Origin of the sequence: Tsukamurella pseudospumae (assembly GCF_001575195.1) — a bacterium.
Taxonomy (GTDB): domain Bacteria; phylum Actinomycetota; class Actinomycetes; order Mycobacteriales; family Mycobacteriaceae; genus Tsukamurella; species Tsukamurella pseudospumae.
In genome coordinates this window covers 1-2,600 of sequence record NZ_LSRF01000026.1, presented here as the reverse complement: position 1 = coordinate 2,600, position 2,600 = coordinate 1, and the positions used below count along the sequence as shown (strand labels likewise).

General features: G+C 63.9%; 2 protein-coding genes. Both read left to right on the top strand.

Translation table 11 applies throughout. The features are described from left to right. A partial coding sequence (locus AXK60_RS26920) for a sigma-70 family RNA polymerase sigma factor (RefSeq protein ID WP_175399986.1) occupies positions 1–677 on the top strand: 677 nt, incomplete at its 5' end. 226 nt (positions 678–903) lie between these two features. Beyond that, positions 904–1,497, top strand: coding sequence for a hypothetical protein (locus AXK60_RS26375; protein WP_139057874.1), 594 nt, complete (start codon positions 904–906; stop codon positions 1,495–1,497). Positions 1,498–2,600: the final 1,103 nt, after the last annotated feature.

The window sequence follows — 2,600 nt, the reverse complement described above, 5'->3', positions numbered from 1 at the left end:
GGGCTGCCGCTGTCAGCTTCTACAACCCTGCGGTCGGCGCGATGATCGAGTGGTTCCGCGCCGGCAAAGCCGCGACGAAGGCGCAGTACGGGTCGCCGAGCCCTTACGTGATCGAACGAGCTCTCACCGACCACGAGCTGCGTACCGACATCGCGCTCGAAACCTACGTGAGCTCGCTGCGGCCGTTCTTCGAGCACGTCGACAATGGCGGCTTCGACCCCTCCGCAGGGGCAAGCCTCACCACCTACTTCATCGGGCACTGCCGCAACAACCTGACTGCCGTAATCAACAGGCACGACGACCGCAGGACCGGCACCCCGACTGACCCGTACGAGCTCACTAACGAGCTCTCCGAGCACCTGCGCAACGACACCGGTCCAGGAGCGGCCGAGGATACTGAGACCCAAGAGATCAGTGCCGAGCTCGCCGCCATCTTTCGCGCGGCACCTGCACCTCTGCAAGCGGTTCTACTCAGGATGACTTACCGTGGCGACACCCTGACAGAGGCTGCATCCGATACCGGCTACAACCGACGGACCATCTCCTCCTACCTGCATCGACTACGAGGTCGAGTGCTCATCGAGTTCAGTGCAGGACAGCTAGACCTTCCCGAGGGCACGTTTCTGCACAAATGGGCAGTCGAACACCTGCTTCACGGCGATGAGGGCGCAGCATGATCGAAACATTATTCACGCCGCTCACCCTGCTGATCATCACGCTCATGGCCCCGATTCTGTTCGCCACCGCCTACGCGGTGGCTCATCCGGAGGCACGACGCCGTCGAGACGCCCACCGGGCCCTGAGAACGCTCCTTGAGGCGCTCCCACGGCTTCCCTCAAGACGGAAGTGACGTGGACCGCGCTGATGGTCGCGTGAAAGACGATTGCGGGTGAGAATGCGGTAGTGACGCAGACACCCCCGCCGCCGTTGCCGTCGATGCCTCAATATGAGCAGCCGCGTCGGGGCTGGTTCACGCCCGTAGCTGCTGGGCTCGCCGTGGTCTTAGCCGCGGTCGCATTGGTGGTGTCAATCGTGTCTGCAACTCAAACCAACCGAGACGCAGCGACTGGTGCACCGACCGCCGTGGCGACTACGTCGCTGCCTGGGGATGCCCCGTCAACGCCGTCAACTTCAACGCGCCTGCCACCGAACCAGCTCTGCACGGACTGGAAGGTCTTCTACGGCAGCATTGCCGATCAATGGTCCGCAACCATGCCTAAAATCGATGCGGCAGTACGCACGTCAGACCCGGACCGTCAGCAGGCACTTCGTGCCGAGCTTGCGGGGACTACCGCCGCGATGATGCTGCAGCTGAACTCGCTGCTTGAAAAGTCCGAGAATGGGAACGTGGCCGACACGCTGAGGCGATGGCGCGACGCGTATGTCGCCCTCTACGCCGAGGTTGGCGCCGGCTGGGTGAAGAGTCGGATCGACCCGCTGGTGATCAAAGCAAACGAAGCGAAGCACGCGGCCGAAGCGGCTTGCGGGGTGAAGTGAGATGCCGCCTGGAGGGCAGTACGCGGCGGTGATCCTCGGTAACCACTACCCAACGGGCGGCGAGGCGGCGGCGGCAACAGCAGCGGCTGCCTTTCGCGCAAAAGCCTTAGCGCTCGTCCAGGCTGCCGATAGCGGCAAGGCTGCGTTGAAACCTCTCCGATCGGTGATGTGGAGCAACCGCGGTTTCGCGCACTGGTATCCACTCGCCGAAGGCGTGAATGCACAGGTAGACAAAGCTGCGGAAGCTGCGACACAGGCGGCGCAGACTTTCAGCGGCCCGGTTACCTCAGCCGTGATCGACCTCCGCGGCAAGCTTGACCTGATCGTTAGCGAGGCGAACTCGGAGATCGACGCCATCGTAAAGGCTGCTCAGGCGAGCGGACTGCCTGAGGGAGTGATGCGGGCACAGATCGTCGGAGTAATCGTCGCAGCACAGGGAAAGGTAGCTGCCGCGTCAGCAACGTGGACGTCCAAGATCGCCGGACACCTTGCTGATATCTCGGCCTTTACGCAGATCGCCAACGGAGCTGGGGCCACATCCGCGGCCTCTGCGCCAGATGTAGCGCCTCCGACCACTAGCACCGATGGGTTCACGACACCCGTGGAACCTACAGCTGTGAACGTAGACGGGCCGCGACCAGATGTAACGTCACCTGAAGAGTCCTCTACTGGAGCCGATTCCGGTACCGGCGTTGAGCAGAGGCCCGATACCGAAGCTCCTACCGAGAGCACGCCCGACACGAGCGGTGGAGAGAAACCAGATACTTCGTCCCCCAAGGGACACGGAACTGTCGGAGAGCAAATGCCTCCTAGCGTCGGCACGCAGTCACCGGTGTCTTCTACCGGGTCCGGTATGCCTTCGATGCCGTCGACTCCCTCGATGCCGTCCACTCCGTCGATGCCGTCCACTCCGTCGGCGCCGTCGTTGCCGACGTCGGGACTTGGTAGCGGGTCGCCGCTGAGTAGCGGGCTGGGGACCGGCACGGCGGATCCGGCCGGCCTGGGCGCGGCGCAGTCGCGGTTCGGGCTGGCGGGTCTTCCGAGTGCTATGCCGCCGGCGGTGAGTCCGGCGGCGGCGTCGGCGCTAGGCGGTGGGGGTTCTA